Here is a 20,155-nt window from a genome sequence, read left to right on the forward strand (position 1 = left end):
TTGTTAGAACAATTCCTGTACTTTTATAGTATGGGAATTGTTTTTAATATATTTTAATATGAGAAAATTTTATTTTTTGTTATTATTTTTTATGGTTTTTAATCAATTTAATTTGGTTGCTCAAACGCATATAAATAATGACAAACCAAAAGAAAAAACAACGAAGGTTATCTATGTTTACGGAAGTGCCGATTGTCATTTTTGTGTTGCAACCAAGCAAAAATTGATAGAAAATAAATTAGATTTTGTTTTCTATGATATTGATACCGATAAAGCAGCACTTTCAGAAATGCTAAATAAATTGAGAAAAGCTAATATTAGCACCAATAATCTTGGAATTCCAGTTGTAGATAAATATGGAGAAATATTTACTAACAACGCCGATTTTCAAGAATTTTTAATTAAAGTAACAAAATGACAAACTTCAAAAAGGTAAAGCTCAATTTTTGGCAAATTTGGAACATGAATTTCGGATTTTTTGGAATCCAATTTAGTTTTGGTTTGCAACAAAGTAATATGAGCGCCATATATAAATATTTAGGTGCCGATGAGGCAAGTTTGCCAATGTTGTGGCTTGCTGGTCCAATAACAGGTTTGGTTATTCAACCTATTATCGGAGCAATAAGTGACGGAACATGGTCGCCAAAATTTGGAAGAAGAAAGCCATTTTTTCTTATTGGAGCCTTAATATCTAGTGTGGCATTAATTGCTATGCCTTTTTCTAGCTCCATTTTTATGGCAGCAAGTTTACTTTGGATTTTAGATGCTGCAAATAATATCGCTATGGAACCTTATAGAGCTTTTGTTGCAGATAAATTACCAAGTAAGCAATACTCAATTGGGTTTTTAATGCAAAGTTTTTTCACTGGTTTAGGAAGCACATTATCTAATTTTACACCTGCAATATTAGTGTCTTTTGGTTTTTTAGCCATTACCGATAAAATGAGTAATGGAATTCCAACCTATACTTATTGGGCTTTTTTCATTGGTTCATTTGCAGCAATAGTTTCAATATTAATTACTGTATTTTCAACTAAAGAATTTCCTCCAACCGACGAAGAACTTCAACAAATGCATATTGAAAAAGCAAAAGGCAATATTTTTCTCCGAATTTTCAATGATATCAAAACGGCTTTTATTGAAATGCCATTAACGATGAAACAATTAATTCCGGTAAAGTTTTTTACTTGGTACGCAATGTTTTGTTATTGGCAATATATTACTGGAGCGTTGTCTGTCTCACTTTTCAATACCTCAGACGCAACATCTATAGGTTATAATAAGGCGCAAATGTTAACCGGAAATTTAAATGGAACCTATAATATTATTTGTTTTTTATCTGCATTTGCATTAATCCCATTGGCAAATAAATTAGGTGCTAAAATAGTTCACTTTATTGCCTTAACCCTTGGCGGAATTGGATTGCTAGCTATTCCATATTTAAATCAAACATCAATTATTTGTATGCTTTGGAACCCATTTGGAGAACCTATTCATTTAAGTACAATTTATCTTTATTCTTTTGGATTAGGTATTGCATGGGCGTCAATGTTGGCAATGCCTTATCAATTATTAGCTGGTTCAATTCCAAAAGGTAAAATAGGTGTTTACATGGGTATCTTCAATATGTTTATTGTTATACCAATGATTATTCAAATTTTCACAATGCAATATTTTGTTTTTGATTTATTGGGTAAAAACCCAGTTAATGTAGTTTTGTTAGGCGGTTTTTTCCTAATAATTGGTGGAATTTTCACACTTTTTATTACTAATAATAAAGAAAAAGAAGAAATTGATCAATGAATAATTTGAGTTATTTAAAAGCTATTGAATTGCTTCAAGAATGTTCTTCTTCCGAAGGGTTTCTTGCTAGTAAAGAAAATACGTCCAACTATAAAAGAGTTTGGGCTAGGGATGGAGTTATATGTGGTTTAGCAGCCTTAGCTTCTGGAAATGCCGAATTAATAAATACCTTCGAAAACACCTTAAATACTTTAGCTTTAAACCAACATAAAAACGGAACTATTCCTTCAAATGTATTAGTAAATGATAACGGAAGTGAGGTAAGTTATGGGGGTTTAGCTGGTAGAGTTGATGCAGTTACATGGTTTATTATTGGTGTATGTCAATATGCATATTTTAAAAAAGACGAATCAATTTTAAAGAAATATGAGAATAAAATTCAAAAATGCCTTTCCCTTTTAGAAGCATGGGAATTTAATAATCAACATTTAATGTATGTGCCACTTTCTGGAAATTGGGCTGATGAATATATTTCAGATGGTTATGTTTTATACGATCAATTATTAAGAGTTTGGGCATTAAAATCGTATAATTATTTTCAAAAAAATCTCGAAATTGAAACTAAAATAAATAAAATTATTTCTCAAATTGAAATTAATTTTACTCCAAATAATCGCCAACCAAAATACCACGATAAAGCTTACAATGAAATGAATTTTTCAGGATACATGCCTTGTTCGTTTTCCCCATCAGGATATAAAACTCAATTTGATGCTTTCGCAAATTCTCTTGCACTTATTTTAAATCTAGGAGAAGATGATTTTCAAAATGAGATTTTAACATCTTTTGAGAAAATTGTAAACCAAACTAAGTTGCAACTTATACCTGCTTTTTGGCCACCAATTAAACCAACCGATTTGGATTGGAATTTATTAAAAAATAATTGCAAATATGAATTCCGAAATTATCCAAACGAATTTCATAATGGCGGGAGTTGGCCGATGGTAAACGGGTTTTATGGGTTGGCCTTAATTCAAAAAAACCAGATTGAAAAATCAAATCAAATTTTAAATGCAATTAATAAAGCAAATGGGATAAATAACTATAGTTTTTCTGAGAATTTTAATACAGAGACGTGCGATCCAAACGGAGTTTCATTTTGTGCTTGGAGTGCCGCAGCTTCAGTTTTTTTACATCAAAGTATACATACTAATTTTAAATTTTTAATATAATTGAATACTAATATAGATATTATATGCATTGGGGAAGTTATAGTTGATTTTATAGGAGATCAAATTACTTCTATTGAAAACAACAGTAATTTTCAACGTTTTTTAGGAGGTTCTCCAACAAATGTTGCTTTAAATACAACTCGTTTAGGACTTAATACAATACTTGTTGCTACCGGAGGAAATGACAATTTAGGACAATTTGTTCTAGATACTTTAATAGATAATAAAGTAAATACCAATTTTTATAGAAATTCAAGTTCAAATACAACTTCAGTAATTTATATTTCTAAATCTATTATAACTCCCGATTTTAAAGCTTTTAGAAACGCTGATTCTGAAATTATTGAAAGTCAATTACCTGACGAACTATTTTTAAATTCTAGGATATTTCATACCACTTGTTTTGCTTTAAGTAAGGAGCCGGCAAGAAGTACAATTTTAAAAAAAGCCATTAAAGCAAAAGAATTTGGACTTCAATTAAGTATTGATATTAATTTTTCTGAAAAAATATGGAACGATAGACAAGAAGCTCTTACTGTATTATCTGAATATTTAAGTTTAGATCCATTAGTTAAACTTAGTGATGACGATTGTTTCAGGCTATTTAATGAGTTCAAATCAGACGAATATATTTTTGACTATTTCCATAATTTAGGTGTTTCTACTATCTGTTTAACAAAGGGTAAAAACGGAGTTAAATTATCAAATGTCAATTCAGGAATACTATTTCAAGAAGCGTTAAAATTAGGCCATATTGAAGATGTAACCGGAGCAGGAGACGCTTTTTGGTCAGGATTTTTATTTGCAATATTGAATAAAATGGATTTTGATGAATGTATTACAATTGCTCAAAAATTAGCAAGTATAAAACTTCAAAATATTGGAACTTTGCCTGAGAATATTGATATTTTAAAAGAAATTACAGCAGTTTAAACCGCAACTTCTCCTCGAATTGCAGGGTGTGGGTCGTAACCTTCTAAAGTGAAGTCCTCAAATTTGAAGTCGAAAATATTTTTTATCTCAGGATTGATAATCATTTTTGGAAGTGGACGTGTATCTCTAGAAAGCTGAAGTTCTACTTGTTCAAAATGATTATTGTAAATATGTGCATCACCAAAAGTATGGATGAATTCACCAACTTTTAAATCACAAACTTGAGCAATCATCATTGTCAATAAGGCATAAGAAGCGATATTAAAAGGAACTCCTAAAAAGATATCGGCACTTCTTTGATACAATTGACATGATAATTTACCTTCAGAAACATAAAATTGAAAAAAGGCATGACACGGAGGTAAAGCAACTTTTCCATTAGCTACATTTTCCGCAAATGATTTTGTGGTATCTGGTAAAACACTAGGATTCCAAGCTGAAACTAGCATTCTGCGGCTATTTGGATTGGTTTTCAAAGCTTCAATAATTTCTGAAATTTGATCAATTTCTTCACTGTTCCAATTGCGCCATTGGTGACCATAAACAGGACCTAAATCGCCATTTTCATTTGCCCATTCATCCCAAATTTTAACGCCATTTTCTTTTAAATAGGCAATATTTGTTTCTCCTTTTAAAAACCAAAGCAACTCATAAATTATTGATTTAAGATGCAATTTTTTGGTAGTAACCATTGGAAAACCTTCACTTAAATCAAAACGCATTTGGTATCCAAAAACACTCTTTGTTCCTGTTCCTGTTCGATCCCCTTTTTGAGTTCCGTTTTCTAATACGTGTTTTACTAAGTCTAAATATTGCTTCATCAGCTTTTTTTTATTGTTTAAAATTTAGTTTAAAAAAGTGTAATAATTAGTTTTTGTAAATTAACCCATCTTTCATTACAAATATCACATTCTCTAATGTATTTATTTTAACTAGCGGATTTTCATTTACTGCAATTATATCTGCAAAAAAACCTTCTTTTATTTGCCCAACTTCATTATCAATTCCTAATAAAAAGGCATTGGTTGTTGTAGCTGCTTGTATTGCTTCAATTGGCGACATGCCACCCAAAACCATATAGCTAAATTCTTTAGCATTCGTTCCGTGGGGAAAAACACTTGCATCGGTTCCAAAGGCAATTTTCACCCCTTTTTTATAAGCTTTGGAAAAAGTAGCTTGAATTTTAGGACCAATTTCTCTTGCTTTTGGGACTACTATTTCAGGATAAAAACCAATTATTTCAGCATTTTTTTCAACCTCTTTACCAGCTGTTAATGTTGGAACTAAATAGGCATCGTATTTTTTCATTAAATCCATAGATTCTTCACTCATATAGGTTCCGTGTTCAATAGTTTTAACACCCCCTAATATCGCTCTTTGAATGCCTTCATCTCCGTGCGCATGTGCCGCTGTGAGCATATTATAATCTTTTGCAGTTGATGTAATTGCTTTAATTTCCTCTATTGTAAACTGTGGATTTTTGCTATTTTTTGCTACACTAAGTACTCCGCCGGTTGCTGTTATTTTAATTACATCTGCTCCTTCTTTGTAACGTTCTCTAACTGCTTTTACTGCATCTTCAGGTGAATTTACAACTCCTTCATGAGGTCCAGGATCGCCAACAAATTTTTTATTACTTCCATTAGTTGGGTCAGCGTGACCTCCAGTTGTAGCAATTGATTTACCAGCAGTATAAATTCTAGGTCCTTTTACAATTCCTTTATTTATGGCATTTCGTAAAGAAATATTCACTCCAGTTCCACCAAGATCTCGAACGGTTGTAAATCCAGATAGTAAAGTTATTTCTGCTGCACGAACAGATCGAAATGCAACATCCGCATCATTGTCAACATATTTTGAAATATAACTATGACTGTCATAATCACCTTCAATGTGAACATGTAAATCTATAAGCCCTGGGAGAATGTATTTGTTTTTTAGATCAACTTCAATGTCTGCTTCTTTAGCTTTTGTAATAAATCCGTCTTCAATTTTTGCGATTTTGTTTTTAGAAATAACGATTGTTTTATTCTTAAATTCCTTTCCGCTTTTTGTGTCAACTATAGTTCCACAATGCAAATAATAATTTTGAGAAAATGAAATCTGACAAAATATTACAATAAGTAAATTGAGGATATATTTTATTTTCATAATTTTTTATGTATTTAAATTTGAAAAGATACTTTTAATTTATCTCTTTGATATTTCGTCTCGAATTTTAGCGGCTTCGCGATAATCTTCTTTTTCAACGGCAATTTCTAATAATTCAGCCAATTCAGCTAAGCTATTTTTTGAATAGGCACTTCCCGTTACTGCATTGTCTTCTACTCCATAGGTGTTTGCGTTTGACAAACTTTCATCTATTTCTTTAGGACTATTTTCATCATCCATCAAATTAGTTTTCATATAAATACCTGCTTTTTCAAGTATATTTTTATAGGTAAAAATTGGAGCTTTGAAACGTAATGCTAATGCAATTGCATCAGAAGTACGTGCGTCAATTATCTCCTCGATTTTATCTCTTTCACAAATAATACTCGAATAGAAAACGCCATCTACTAATTTATGAATGATCACTTGTTTTACAACAATGTCAAAACGTTCGGCAAAATTTTTGAATAAGTCGTGTGTAAGTGGGCGAGGTGGTTTAATTTCTTTTTCTAAAGCAATTGCAATAGATTGAGCTTCGAATGCTCCAATAACAATTGGGAGTTTTCGATCACCGTCAACTTCATTCAAAATCAAAGCATAAGCTCCGTTTTGAGTTTGGCTGTATGAAATTCCTTGTATTGTAAGTTTTACTAAGCTCATAGTTGCAAAAGTACAATGAATTGAATAAAGTTACAAAGAAATTTGTTTAAAATAAAAAAGGTTGCCGGAATTATATAAACTCTGGCAACCTAATAAATAAGTTATGATATTTTTTAATTATTCGCTTTAAATGCTTTTAATTTATCGATTAATTTAGGCACAATTTCAAAAGCGTCTCCAACAATTCCATAGTCTGCAACTTTGAAAAATGGAGCTTCAGCATCAGTATTAATTACCACTTTTACTTTTGAAGAATTGATTCCCGCGATATGTTGTATGGCTCCTGAAATCCCAACAGCTATATATAAATTAGCTGCTACCGGCTTCCCTGTTTGACCTACGTGTTCCCCGTGAGGACGCCAACCTAAATCCGAAACTGGTTTTGAACATGCGGTTGCGGCACCGAGAACGGTTGCTAATTCTTCTATCATACCCCAGTTTTCAGGACCTTTTAATCCACGACCTGCAGAAACTACCACATCGGCATCGGCAATAGTTACTTTACCTGAAGCTTTTTCAACTGAAACTACTTTTACTCCAAAGTCGGCATCATCAATTGAAGGGTTAAAATCTTCTTCTGTTAAGCTAGTTTTATTTTCAAATACGCCATAAGAATTTTTAGAAATACTAAGCACTTGTATAGGTGTTGTAATTTCTGTTGTTAAAAATGCTTTATTTGAAAATCCATTTCTTTTCACTTGAAATGGTGATAAATTTTGAGGAAGCCCTACTACATTTGATGCAAATCCGGCTTCTAAAGAAATAGAAACAAGAGGTGCTAAATACAAACTATCGGTAGTTGAAGATAAAATAATCACTTGTGAATTTTCCTTTTGCGCCGCTTGCTTTATTGCATCTGCATATGCTTTAGCTGAAAATCCAGCTAATTTTGAATTATTCACTTTTAGAACTTTATCCACACCATAATTGGCTAATTCAGAAACGTCGTTTGTGTTTATGGCGATTGCAGTTACTGAAGTCCCTAATGATTCAGCAACTTTTTTAGCATAAGAAGCCAATTCAAATGCTACTTTTTTAAATTTCCCTTCTGCAGATTCTGCGTATATTAATATTGACATAATAATTGTAAATTTTAAATTTTTGAATTATGATATAATTAATGATTATTATCAGATTTATTAAGCATTTTAAATCTTAAATCTGATTTCTTAAATCTTAGATCACTTTCGCTTCGTTGTGTAATAAACTGATTAATTCATCCAAATTATCGGCGCTAACTAATTTTACAGCTGATTTTGGAGCTGGTTTTTCAAATTTAATTGTAGCTGTTTTCGAATCACTTCCAACAGGTTCTAAAATTGTTAACACTTTAGTTCGTGCAGTCATAATTCCTCTCATGTTTGGAATTCGAAGGTCTTTTTCTTCAACCAAACCTTTTTGACCGCCAATAATTAATGGCAATTGAGAATTTACAATTTCTTTTCCACCGTCAATTTCTCTTGATGCCGTAACTGAATTTCCATCAACTGTTAATGCAACACAAGAATTAATAAAGTTGAAACCTAACAAACCTGCAATCATTCCAGGGACCATTCCTCCATTATAATCTAATGATTCTTTTCCTGCAATTACCAAGTCGTAGTTTCCATTTTTTATTACTTCAGCTAATTGTTTTGCAACAAAAAAACCGTCTGTTGGGTTAGCGTTTACGCGGATGGCCTCGTTAGCACCTATTGCTAATGCTTTTCTTAATGTTGGTTCAGTTTCTGGACCTCCAACATTTACAACAGTTACATTTGCACCTTGTTGTTCTTGAAACCAAATAGCACGTGTTAATCCGAACTCATCATTTGGGTTGATTACAAATTGAACTCCATTGGTATCAAAAAGAGTATCGTTATTGGTAAAGTTAATTTTTGAAGTAGTATCAGGAACGTGGCTGATGCAAACTAATATATTCATTTATATAAAATTTTAGTGAAATAATTTGGCCACTAAATTAGTAATAAATTTAATTCAATTTACTATGCGCGCATATTATTTTTCAACAAAACGTGAATACTAAATCGATTTCGTAGCCCTGATTGAAGCGGTATCCCTCGCTTTTGGGCGAGGATAAAGAGGAAAGCAGGAAAAAGCTTCAAATAATTTTAAAGATTTTTGTGCTTAAAATGGTATAAAATATTTATTTTTGCTCAAAATTTAAGAAACACATTTTCATAAATATGAGAACTATACAATTTAGAGAAGCGATTGCTGAAGCAATGAGTGAAGAAATGCGTCGCGATGAAGCCGTATATTTAATGGGTGAGGAAGTTGCTGAATACAATGGAGCTTACAAAGCCTCAAAAGGAATGTTAGACGAATTTGGTCCAAAACGTGTAATTGATACTCCAATTGCCGAGCTAGGATTTGCCGGAATCGCAGTTGGTTCTGCTATGAACGGTTGTCGTCCAATCGTGGAATACATGACCTTCAATTTCTCATTAGTTGGTATTGATCAAATTATTAATAATGCAGCTAAGATGCGTCAAATGTCTGCTGGGCAATTTCCAATGCCAATGGTTTTTAGAGGCCCAACAGCTTCTGCAGGGCAACTAGGTGCAACTCACTCACAGGCTTTTGAAAACTGGTTTGCCAATACTCCAGGTCTAAAAGTAGTAGTTCCTTCAACTGTTTATGATGCTAAAGGTTTATTGAAAGCGGCCATTCGTGATAATGATCCTGTAATTTTCATGGAATCTGAACAAATGTATGGCGATAAAGGAGAAGTTCCTGATGGAGATTATATCATTCCACTTGGTGTTGCTGATATTAAAAGAGAAGGTACTGATGTAACGATTGTGTCTTTTGGAAAAATTATTAAAGAAGCTCATATTGCTGCCGATGAATTAGCTAAAGAAGGAATTTCATGTGAAATTATCGATTTAAGAACGGTTCGCCCAATGGATTATGAAGCTATTTTAACCTCTGTGAGAAAAACAAATAGATTGGTAGTTTTGGAAGAAGCTTGGCCTTTTGCAAGTGTTGCTTCTGAAATAACTTATATTGTTCAAGAGCGTGCATTCGACTTTTTAGATGCACCAATTCAAAGAATCACCACTGCAGATACTCCTGCGCCGTATTCTCCAACATTGTTGAAAGAATGGTTGCCTAACGCTACCGATGTTATAGCTGCTGTTAAAAAAGTTATGTACAAAAAATAATTTATTGTGAAATAAATAGGGTTTGAACAGTTTTGTAAAACTCTTTTTGAATAATAAAATTACTATATTTGAAACTTCATCAAAAAAAATGGTGAAGTTTTTTTTTCCTATGAAATTCAAATTATTTATTACCTTTTTCCTGATTTTTTCTTTTTATGCCAATGCCCAAACTAAGGTTAGTGGTATTGTTGTAGATGATAAAAACCAGCCTGTTCCGTATGCCAATATTATGTTTAAAGGAACAAACGAAGGTGTAGTATCAAATGAAGACGGTCGTTTTTATTTAGAATCTCAACTCAACTATAAAGTAATTGTAGTTTCCTTTTCTGGATTTCAAACCAAAGAAGTTACTTTGCCAAAAGCGGTAAATTATGATTTTAAAGTTAAAATTACCGATGGTGTAAAATTGAATGAAGTGGTAATTTATTCAGGAAAAACATCCAAAAAAAATAACCCAGCAATTGATATACTAAGAAAAATATGGGAGCATAGACGTAAAAATGGGTTGCGTCTGTTCAACCAATATCAAATGGAGAAGTACGAGAAGCTTGAATTTGATATGAACACCATTGATAGCGCTTTCATGAAAAGCAAGATTTTCAAAGGAATGGAGTTTATATTTAAACAGGTTGATACTTCAAAAATTACTGGAAAAACGTATTTACCAGTTTTTATTAATGAAGCCCTATCCAATGTTTATGGTGATAATGTTAGAGGCAAAGTCAAAGAAATTTTGAAAGCCAATAAAAATTCTGGGTTTAATACCAATCAGCAAATAATTGAGTTTGTAAAAGACCTTTATAATGAGAATGACATTTATAACAATTATCTAAATTTCTTTGATAAGAGTTTTACAAGTCCACTTTCTAGAACTGGAATCGATGTGTATAATTATGTGTTAAGAGACAGTTCGTACATAGGAAAAAAGTGGTGTTATAATATTGTATTTTACCCTCGAAGGAAAAGTGAACTGACATTTAAAGGTGATTTTTGGGTTGCCGACACTACCTATGCAATCAAAAACATTAATATGGCCTCAACCAAAAGTGCCAATATTAACTGGGTAAAGGATATTTATATCGAACAAGAATTTGAGGTAATGAATGATTCTGTTTTCTTGTTAACCCGAGATTACATGATGACCGATTTTGCTTTAAGCAAAAAAGAAACTTCAAGAGGGATGTACGGCAAAAGAACTACACTTTATAGAAATCATGAGTTTAATATCAAGAAACCAACGGATTTTTATAAAGAACAAACATTTGACAAAGAGGAATCTATTTTCACTAAATCAGATGAATATTGGGAAGAAAATCGATTTGAGAGCTTGAATAAAGACGAAAAGGGCATTTATAAAATGCTTGATACTTTACAAACCAATAGGAAATTCAGGCAATTATATGACATTGTAACCATTTTAGGGAGTGGTTATTACCATGATGGAATTATTGATTACGGTCCAGTTTTATCCACTGTGGGTTTTAATAATGTGGAAGGATTTCGATTACGGGTAGGAGGTAGAACGTATTTTGGTCCCAATGATTTATGGAGAATTCAGGCCTATACAGCATACGGTTTTAAGGACAACAAATTTAAATATGGTGTTTCAGGAAAGTGGCTATTAAATAGAAATAATCGCTTAATTATAGAAGGAGGAACTCGAAGAGACGTCGAACAAATAGGAGCAAGTTTAACTACATCAAATGATGTTTTGGGCAGGAGTTTTGCATCTTCCTCTTTATTTGCTGGAGGAAATAATGGTAAATTAACCAATATCAATTTTTCCTCTTTTGCAGTCGAAATGGAGCCATTAAAAAACGTAACTTTTCAAACAGGATTCTCCTATAGGACCCTGGTTTCAGCTTCTCCTGAATTTAAATTAGACTATTACATTACTAAGCCAGATGCTTTTGGTAATGGAGGAGTGATTAGAGCTGATTTAAATCAATCGGAAGTTAATTTTCAAATTGACTATACTCCAGGTAGAAAAACGGTTGGTTATGCAGTTGAACGTCAAATAGTAAGCAGTCCATACCCTCGACTATTTATCAACTATAGCATAGGAATAAAAGGGTTTTTGGATAGCGATTTTGAATATAAAAAACTACAAATTTATTATAAGCAACCTTTTATTATTGGTCCGTTCGGGGTATTAAATTCTACAATGGAATTAGGAAAAACTTTTGGCTCGGTGCCTTTAGGATTGATGAGTATTATTCCTGGGAACCAAACTTATTTCACTATTAGAAATACTTTCAACCTATTAAATTTTTATGAATTTGAAGCCGATCAATACGCAACACTTCAGCTTGAGCATAATTTTGGCGGTAGAATTTTTGCGAGAATTCCTTATTTAAGAAAATTCAATTTGAGAGAAACAATAGGAATCAGAGGTGCTTACGGATCAATTACCGATGGCAGTAGAGCTTTAAATGCTTCGGGAATTAACTATAAAGCCCCAGAAAATGTTTATTGGGAATACAATGCTGGAATTGGAAACATATATAAGGTTTTTAGAATAGAATTTAGCTGGAGAGGTTCTTATATTACTCCTCAATCCAATAATTTTGGAATTAAAGGATCATTCGGTATCTTTTTCTAATTTTATTTCTACCTATTTATAGCTTTATTCGATTTTTTATTTGAAAAATTCCGAAAAAACGCAACTAATTCTACCATTCTCCCCAAAATAAATTTAAATAAATAATAAATATTCAAAAAAGCCGACTTCAAAAGTGAATTGTGTTTTTTTATTTGTCAACGTTTTCCTACATTTGCATCCGATTATTTAATAACGAATATATAGAATATGGAATCATTAATGATTTATGTGCCAATAGTTATGGCTTTAATAGGATTGGCATTTATGGCAATCAAAAGATCTTGGGTGTTAAAACAAGATGCTGGGGATGGTAAAATGAAAGAAATTTCAGATTATATCTATGAAGGTGCCTTGGCTTTCCTTAAAGCTGAATACCGATTATTAGCAATTTTTGTAATTATTGCAAGTGTAGTTTTAGCAGGTATAACTTTTTTACCAGGTGTTAAAACACATTTATTAATAGTTGTAGCATTTATTTTTGGAGCATTTTTCTCAGCTTTAGCTGGAAATATGGGAATGAAAATCGCAACTAAAACTAACGTAAGAACAACTCAAGCGGCTAGAACTAGTTTGCCTCAAGCATTGAAAGTGTCTTTTGGTGGTGGAACAGTTATGGGACTTGGAGTTGCTGGTTTAGCAGTTTTAGGATTAACAGGATTCTTCATTTTATTATTTAGATATTTTATGCCTGGAGGTGTTTGGACAAACACTGAAGACATGACTGTTGTATTGGAAACATTAGCAGGATTCTCACTTGGTGCTGAGTCAATCGCATTGTTTGCTCGTGTTGGTGGAGGTATTTATACTAAAGCTGCTGACGTAGGAGCTGACTTAGTAGGAAAAGTAGAAGCTGGAATTCCAGAAGACGATCCTCGTAATCCTGCAACAATTGCAGATAACGTTGGAGATAACGTTGGAGATGTTGCTGGAATGGGTGCCGATTTATTTGGTTCTTATGTAGCTACTGTTCTTGCTGCTATGGTTCTTGGAAACTACGTAATTAAAGATATGGGTGGTAAAATCGATGACGCTTTCGGTGGAATTGGACCAATTTTATTACCAATGGCAATCGCTGGTTTTGGAATATTATTCTCTATCATTGGAACAATGTTAGTAAAAATATCAAGTGATGATGCTAAAGAAGCTCAAGTTCAAAAAGCTTTAAATATTGGAAACTGGGTTTCTATTGCTTTAACTGCAGCGGCTTGTTTCTTCCTAGTAAAATTCATGTTGCCAGAAACTATGAACATGTCTTTCTTCGGTGAAGGATTAAAAGATATTTCTGCAATGCGTGTCTTCTACGCTACTTTAATTGGATTATTTGTTGGAGGAGCTATTTCATCAGTAACTGAATATTACACAGGATTAGGTACAAGCCCAGTTTTGAAAATTGTACAAAAATCATCTACTGGAGCTGGAACTAACGTAATTGCTGGTCTAGCAACAGGAATGATTTCTACCTTCCCAACGGTTTTATTATTTGCTGGAGCAATCTGGTCAACTTATGCATTAGCAGGTTTCTACGGTGTAGCTTTGGCAGCTTCTGCTATGATGGCTACAACAGCAATGCAATTAGCAATTGATGCGTTCGGACCAATATCTGATAACGCTGGTGGTATTGCTGAAATGAGTGAATTACCAAAAGAAGTTCGTACAAGAACGGACATTTTAGATTCTGTAGGAAACACAACTGCAGCAACTGGAAAAGGTTTCGCAATCGCTTCTGCAGCATTAACTTCTTTAGCTTTATTTGCTGCCTATGTAACTTTTACAGGAATTGACGGTATCAATATCTTCAAAGCTCCGGTTTTAGCAATGTTATTCGTAGGAGGTATGATTCCTGTAGTTTTCTCTGCATTAGCAATGAACTCTGTTGGAAAAGCTGCAATGGATATGGTATATGAAGTTCGTCGTCAGTTTAAAGAAATTCCTGGAATTATGGAAGGAACTGGAAAACCTGAATACGGTAAATGTGTTGAAATTTCTACTAAAGCCGCATTACGCGAAATGATGTTGCCAGGAGTTTTAACTATTGGTTTCCCAATTGCAATTGTATTATTAGGTAAATTAGTTTATCCTGAAAACAACCAAATTATCGCTGAAATGTTAGGTGGATATATGGCTGGAGTTACCGTTTCTGGTGTTCTTTGGGCAGTTTTCCAAAACAATGCTGGTGGTGCTTGGGACAATGCAAAAAAGTCTTTCGAAGCTGGAGTTGAAATTAATGGTGAAATGACTTACAAAGGTTCTGAAGCTCACAAAGCAGCAGTTACCGGTGATACTGTTGGAGATCCTTTTAAAGATACTTCTGGACCTTCCATGAATATTTTAATTAAATTAACCTGCTTAATTGGTTTAGTAATCGCGCCTATTTTAGGAAACGGTTCTTCTCATGAAGCTCCAAAAGTAATGATGATTAAAATGGAATGTGCTGAAGGAAAAATGATGGGCAAATGCGATATGACTAAATGTGCAACGATGACCAAAGACGAATGTGCTGCTATGTGCGACAGTCTTAAATGTTCTCCAGAAGAAAAAGAAATGTGCTTGTCTCACTATGATAAAGACGGGAAATTTGTTGCTCCAAAAGCGGAAATGGAATGTTGTTCTAAAAAATCAGATATGAAAACGGTAAACGTTCAAATTAGTGATGAAAATGGAAAAGCAAAAGCAACTGTAATTACTAATGACAATGGAAACAAAAACGTTCAAGTTTTTGAAGGTTCTTTGGAAGAAGTAAAAGCAAAAGTTGAAAAAATGAAATAATAAAAGCATTAAATGCTGATTAATGCCTCGCAATTGCGAGGCATTTTTTTTACAACAAATATTATTTTCATTTAAATTTATAAATTCCTTTTGTTGATAACTTATCAAAATTCTTACTTCAAAAAAACTTAAATTTGAAGTTCAAATAATTTCCAAATCCAAGTAATTAAACACCACATCAGACAACAATTCACTGATTTAGTGTTCCCTTATTTGACTTTTTTAGACTTATGTACCTAATATTCGATACCGAAACCACTGGATTGCCAAAGCGATGGGACGCCCCAATTACCGATACAGGAAATTGGCCGCGTTGCGTTCAAATTGCATGGCAGTTACACGATCATATGGGTAAGCTTATCGAACATCAGGATTATTTAATTAAACCAGAAGGATTCAATATTCCGTATGATGCCGAAAATGTACACGGAATTTCTACCGAATTAGCTGAAGCTGAAGGATTACCAATGGCTGAGGTACTTGAAAAATTCAATATTGCTTTAAACAAATCCAAATTCATCGTTGGTCAAAATTTAAAATTTGACATCAATATTATGGGTTGCGAATTCCATCGATTTGGAATTGAAAGCCCAATGAGTTCAATGCCCGTTTTGGATACTTGTACCGAAGTGACCGCCTCTTTATTGCAATTGCCGGGAGGTCGTGGAGGCAAATTTAAATTACCTACACTAACGGAATTGTACAGTTATTTATTCAATATCCCATTTGCGGAAGCGCATAACGCCACTGCCGATGTGGAAGCTACTACGCGATGTTTTTTCGAATTGATTCGAACAGAAATTTTTACCGAAAAAGAACTTCAAGTTGAAGGAGATTATTTTGATAAATTTAAAATTCATAATCCTGGAACAATTCAGCTTATCGGGTTAAGTCATATTAACTTAAAAGAAGCTTCTCAAAAAATAAAACAAAAGTTTGGAGAGCGACAAGCTAATCTAGTTTCTCAAGAGGAAATTGCTGAAAACAAACAAGTTTTAATTGATGCCGATTTCGTGCATTTGCATAATCATACCCAGTTTTCGGTATTGCAATCTACAATAAGTGTGGCCAAATTGGTTAAAGCAGCATCGGAAAATAAAATGCCTGCCGTTGCAATCACCGACCATGCAAATTTGATGGGAGCCTTCCATTTTGTTAGGGATATTTTATACCATAATAAAACCGCTAAAACTAAAAATGACGAGGCTGTTGCCAATGGTGATTCGCCAAGTGAAGTGATAATCAAGCCTATTGTGGGTTGTGAATTTTATGTTTGTGAAGATCACTTGGACAAAAGCAGAAAAGACAATGGATATCAAATCGTATTCCTTGCTAAAAACAAAAATGGATATCAAAATTTAACTAAGTTAACTTCAATTGCGAATACCGATGGTTTCTATTATGTTCCTAGAATAGATAAAAATCTAATTGAAAAATACAAAGAAGACCTAATCGTTTTAACGGGAAATTTAAATGGGGAAATCCCAAATAAAATTTTAAATATTGGAGAAAACCAAGCTGAAGAAGCTCTAATTTGGTGGAAACAACAATTTGGTTGCGACCTGTACATTGAAGTGATGCGTCACAATCAGGAAGATGAAAATCGCGTAAATGCTAGTTTAATAGCATTGGCAAAAAAGAATGATATTAAAATTGTTGCCACAAATAATACCTTCTATTTAGATAAAAACGATGCCAATGCACACGATATTTTGCTTTGTGTTCGGGATGGCGAAAAACAATCTACACCAATAGGACGTGGCCGTGGCTATAGATATGGAATGCCAAATCAAGAATATTATTTTAAATCTGGTGGGGAAATGAAAATGCTTTTCACGGATTTACCTGAGGCGATCTCAAACCTTTCAGAAGTAGTTTCTAAAATTGAAATTTACGATTTAGCTCGTGAAGTACTCTTGCCAAAATTCGAAATTCCACAAGAATTTTTAGTTACTGAAGATGATATTGATGGAGGAAAAAGAGGTGAAAATTCCTATTTAAAACATTTAACTTATTTAGGCGCAAAAAGAAGATATGCTGAAATTACCGAAGAAATTCAGGAACGCATCGATTTTGAGTTGCTTACAATTCAAAATTCAGGTTATCCAGGATATTTCTTAATAGTTCAAGATTTCATCGCTGAAGCTAGAAAAATGGACGTTTCTGTTGGTCCTGGGAGAGGATCTGCAGCGGGTTCTGTTGTTGCGTATTGCTTAGGTATTACCAATATTGATCCTTTGCTGTACAACCTCCTTTTTGAGCGTTTCCTTAACCCAGATCGTGTTTCATTACCCGATATAGATATCGATTTTGATGATGAAGGCCGAAGTCGAGTTATGGATTATGTAATTAAAAAATACGGTTCTAAACAGGTGGCTCAAATTATCACCTATGGAACAATGGCCGCAAAATCGGCTATTCGAGATACAGCTCGTGTTTTGGATTTACCGCTTTTTGAAGCTGATAAAATAGCAAAATTAATTCCTAATTTAATTCCGTCAAAATGGAGTTTGGCGCGTTTCTTAAAAGAAGCGGAGCCTGAAATAAAAAAAATTCTTCGACCTGAAGATTTTGAAAAAATTAAAGATTTAATTTCTATTTCTAAAGAAAATGATCTTTCTGGCGAAACCATTCAACAAGCACAAATATTAGAAGGTAATTTAAGAAATACCGGAATTCACGCTTGCGGAGTTATAATTACGCCAAGTGATATTACCAATTTTGTGCCTATTGCTACTGCAAAAGATTCCGATTTATATGTCACTCAATTTGACAACTCGGTTGTAGAAAGTGCTGGTTTATTAAAAATGGACTTCTTAGGATTAAAAACCCTAACGTTAATTAAAGACACTGTTAAATTAGTAAAATACAGATCTGGAATAGTTCTCGATCCCGATGCTTTCCCGATAGATGATGTGAAAACTTTTGAGCTTTTTCAGCGTGGTGAAACTATTGGAATCTTTCAATATGAATCTCCGGGAATGCAAAAGTACCTGAAGGAATTGAAACCAACCGTTTTCGGCGATTTGATTGCGATGAATGCACTTTATCGTCCAGGACCTATTGCTTATATTCCAAGTTTTATCCGAAGAAAAAACGGCGAAGAAACGATAGAATACGATCTTGATGCCTGCGAAGAATTACTGAAAGATACTTACGGAATTACTGTTTATCAGGAGCAAGTGATGCTTTTGTCACAAAAACTAGCTGACTTTTCTAAAGGGGACGCCGATGTTTTGCGTAAAGCTATGGGAAAAAAGCAAAAGGACGTTTTGGATAAAATGAAACCTAAATTCATAAGCCAAGCGGTTGCAAAAGGTCATGAAGAAGAAAAATTAGAAAAAATTTGGAAGGACTGGGAAGCATTTGCAGAATACGCATTTAATAAATCGCACTCCACTTGTTATGCTTGGATTGCTTATCAAACGGCCTATTTAAAAGCGAATTATCCAGCGGAATATATGGCAGCCGTTTTATCGAATAATATGAGCGATATTAAGCAAGTTTCCTTTTTTATGGAAGAATGTAAGCGCATGGGATTGCAGGTTTTAGGGCCTGATGTAAATGAGTCATTTTATAAATTTACAGTAAATGAAAATTACGCGGTGCGTTTTGGAATTGGAGCTGTAAAAGGGGTTGGTATGGGTGCTGTTCAAACAATTGTAGAAAACAGAAAAGAAAGTAAATACAAATCAATTTTCGATTTAACAAAGCGAATTGACTTGCGTGCAGCCAATAAAAAAGCACTTGAAAACTTAATTTTAGCAGGTGGTTTTGATTCCTTTAAAGGGGTTTCAAGGGCGCAGTATTTTCATGACGATGGGGATGGAATTACCTTTTATGAAAAAGCAATACGTTACGGATTGAAGTTCCAAGAAAATGAAAACTCATCGCAAGTGAGTTTGTTTGGCGAAACTAGCGAAGTTCAAATTGCCGAACCAGTTGTTCCTCCCTGTGAAGACTGGTCAACAATGGAAAAATTAGCCAAAGAAAAGGAAGTCGTTGGAATTTATCTTTCAGGACATCCGTTGGACGATTTTAAATACGAGATGAAATATTTTTGCAATTCGAAGTTGGAATTGCTGAAAGACCTGAATAGCCAAATCAATAAAAATTTAACATTTGGAGGAATTGTTTCCAATGTAAAACACCTTGTAAATAAATCAGGAAAAGGGTTTGGTTCCTTTGTATTAGAAGGTTATGACGAAAACCATGAATTTAGAATTTACGGCGAAGAGTACATGAAATACCGTCATTATTTGACACCGAACAGTTTTACTTTTATTAAATTAACGGTAAAAGAAGGTTGGCCTGACAAAGAAACGGGTAAAAGAAGAGATCCAATAATACAATTCATCGACTTTAAAATTCTTCAAGATATATTGGAGTTGTTTACCAAAAAACTGGTGATTCATATTAATATAAATGACCTGCAATCGGAATTTATTCATCAATTGAGCACCGTTTTTCAACAAAATAAAGGGGATAAATCGGTTGTTTTTGAGGTTTTAGAATTAGAAAAAATCAAAAAACAAATTGAAATACCACCTCAGATTCTTCCTGTATCCAATGATGTTATTGACGACGAAGTTTTTGACGAAGAAAATTCTCAAGAACCCGAAGTAGAATTAGTAACCGAAATTGAGGAAATAAAAGTCATTACAAAGTTAGAAATGCCAAGCCGTAAATTGAAAATAAATATTTCAAAAGAGTTGCTTTCGGAATTGGAGAAAATGCAAGTGAACTTTAAATTAAATTAATTCCACAAAAACCTAGCCCCGATAGAAGGGAAAATCCCGGGTTGTGGAGAGGAACGAACCACAACGCGGATTGGAATGATAGCGGGATTAGCTTCAAAAAAAAAGATATAAATTATAACAATACATTCATAATCAAAAGTA

The 20,155-nt window shown here is 33.3% G+C and carries 13 protein-coding genes; 8 read left to right on the forward strand and 5 right to left on the reverse strand.

Going from position 1 to position 20,155, the window contains the following annotated elements; translation table 11 throughout:
• Positions 1-58 precede the first annotated feature (58 nt).
• The 4 genes from AC9UFV_RS01205 to AC9UFV_RS01220 are packed head-to-tail and all read left to right on the forward strand — an operon-like array spanning position 59 to position 3,908.
• Positions 59-418, forward strand: a complete 360-nt coding sequence (locus tag AC9UFV_RS01205; protein WP_509571939.1) for a glutaredoxin family protein — start codon at positions 59-61, stop codon at positions 416-418.
• Entirely contained in the window at positions 415-1,803 is a 1,389-nt protein-coding gene (locus AC9UFV_RS01210; protein WP_509571941.1) for an MFS transporter, read from the forward strand. Before AC9UFV_RS01205 ends, AC9UFV_RS01210 begins: the two co-directional genes overlap by 4 nt.
• The gene (locus AC9UFV_RS01215; RefSeq protein WP_509571943.1) at positions 1,800-2,975 is read left to right on the forward strand and encodes a glycoside hydrolase 100 family protein; all 1,176 of its coding nucleotides are present in this window, start codon (positions 1,800-1,802) and stop codon (positions 2,973-2,975) included. Before AC9UFV_RS01210 ends, AC9UFV_RS01215 begins: the two co-directional genes overlap by 4 nt.
• Entirely contained in the window at positions 2,976-3,908 is a 933-nt protein-coding gene (locus tag AC9UFV_RS01220) for a carbohydrate kinase family protein (protein WP_509571945.1), read from the forward strand.
• Here AC9UFV_RS01220 and AC9UFV_RS01225 read toward each other — a convergent pair.
• The 5 genes from AC9UFV_RS01225 to AC9UFV_RS01245 form a co-directional block, all read right to left on the reverse strand.
• The gene (locus tag AC9UFV_RS01225) at positions 3,905-4,729 is read right to left on the reverse strand and encodes a thymidylate synthase (RefSeq protein ID WP_509571947.1); all 825 of its coding nucleotides are present in this window, start codon (positions 4,727-4,729) and stop codon (positions 3,905-3,907) included. The two genes, AC9UFV_RS01220 and AC9UFV_RS01225, sit on opposite strands and share 4 nt — an antisense overlap.
• Before the next feature lie 46 nt (positions 4,730-4,775).
• On the reverse strand, positions 4,776-6,053 hold the full coding sequence (locus AC9UFV_RS01230) for a metal-dependent hydrolase family protein (RefSeq protein WP_509572029.1): 1,278 nt from the start codon (positions 6,051-6,053) through the stop codon (positions 4,776-4,778).
• 45 nt (positions 6,054-6,098) lie between these two features.
• Positions 6,099-6,719 carry a bifunctional nuclease family protein gene (locus tag AC9UFV_RS01235; RefSeq protein WP_509571949.1) on the reverse strand — a complete coding sequence of 207 codons (621 nt, stop codon included), beginning with the start codon at positions 6,717-6,719 and terminating at the stop codon, positions 6,099-6,101.
• A 113-nt stretch (positions 6,720-6,832) separates the two neighbouring features.
• A complete protein-coding gene (locus tag AC9UFV_RS01240; RefSeq protein ID WP_509571951.1) occupies positions 6,833-7,798 on the reverse strand; it encodes an electron transfer flavoprotein subunit alpha/FixB family protein in 966 nt (321 codons plus the stop codon).
• A gap of 97 nt (positions 7,799-7,895) precedes the next feature.
• Entirely contained in the window at positions 7,896-8,642 is a 747-nt protein-coding gene (locus AC9UFV_RS01245) for an electron transfer flavoprotein subunit beta/FixA family protein (protein WP_509571953.1), read from the reverse strand.
• A gap of 263 nt (positions 8,643-8,905) precedes the next feature.
• Here AC9UFV_RS01245 and AC9UFV_RS01250 point away from each other — a divergent pair, with 263 nt between their 5' ends.
• The 4 genes from AC9UFV_RS01250 (at position 8,906) to dnaE (ending at position 20,014) form a co-directional block, all read left to right on the forward strand.
• A complete protein-coding gene (locus tag AC9UFV_RS01250; RefSeq protein WP_509571955.1) occupies positions 8,906-9,886 on the forward strand; it encodes a pyruvate dehydrogenase complex E1 component subunit beta in 981 nt (326 codons plus the stop codon).
• A 109-nt stretch (positions 9,887-9,995) separates the two neighbouring features.
• The gene (locus AC9UFV_RS01255; protein ID WP_509572031.1) at positions 9,996-12,488 is read left to right on the forward strand and encodes a DUF5686 and carboxypeptidase-like regulatory domain-containing protein; all 2,493 of its coding nucleotides are present in this window, start codon (positions 9,996-9,998) and stop codon (positions 12,486-12,488) included.
• Positions 12,489-12,695: 207 nt separating this feature from the next.
• On the forward strand, positions 12,696-15,254 hold the full coding sequence (locus AC9UFV_RS01260; RefSeq protein ID WP_509571957.1) for a sodium-translocating pyrophosphatase: 2,559 nt from the start codon (positions 12,696-12,698) through the stop codon (positions 15,252-15,254).
• Positions 15,255-15,484: 230 nt separating this feature from the next.
• Positions 15,485-20,014: a DNA polymerase III subunit alpha gene (gene dnaE, locus AC9UFV_RS01265; RefSeq protein WP_509571959.1), complete on the forward strand. Its 4,530-nt coding sequence runs from the start codon at positions 15,485-15,487 to the stop codon at positions 20,012-20,014.
• The last annotated feature ends 141 nt before the right edge of the window (positions 20,015-20,155 follow it).

This window comes from Flavobacterium sp. (genome assembly GCF_044349645.1).
In the GTDB taxonomy this organism is placed as follows: domain Bacteria; phylum Bacteroidota; class Bacteroidia; order Flavobacteriales; family Flavobacteriaceae; genus Flavobacterium.